This is a genomic window from Streptococcus sp. KR, from assembly GCF_002238115.1.
Classification (GTDB): domain Bacteria; phylum Bacillota; class Bacilli; order Lactobacillales; family Streptococcaceae; genus Streptococcus.
The window spans coordinates 1-312 of the sequence record NZ_NGVM01000227.1; the positions used below are offsets into that span (position 1 = coordinate 1).

Consider the following 312-nt stretch of genomic DNA (forward strand, 5'->3'; position numbering starts at 1 on the left):
TCAACTTGTGGATCGGCAGGTAATACAAATCAAAATAATGTTTCTAACGGTGATAACAACGTAGAAAACATTGTTAACAATCAAAATGGTGATAATTCGTTGTCCTCTGATAAAACATTACCTGATCAGAAAAACGCAAGTAGTAGTCATGATTCTCAATTACCAACAACAGCGGAAAATTCAAACGAATCTGTGCCTGGTTCCTCATCAACAAGTGGTGCAACTGATCAGACACCAACACGGGCTTCTGGTGATTTGCCACAGACAGGAGAATCATCAAATTATTTAATGCTAATTGGTTTTGTTTTAATC

1 protein-coding gene is annotated in these 312 nt (G+C 36.9%); it reads left to right on the forward strand.

Features of this window, described 5'->3' with window-relative positions:
• The coding region (locus tag CBI42_RS11700) for an LPXTG cell wall anchor domain-containing protein (RefSeq protein WP_142294153.1) at positions 1-312 on the forward strand (312 nt) is incomplete at both ends.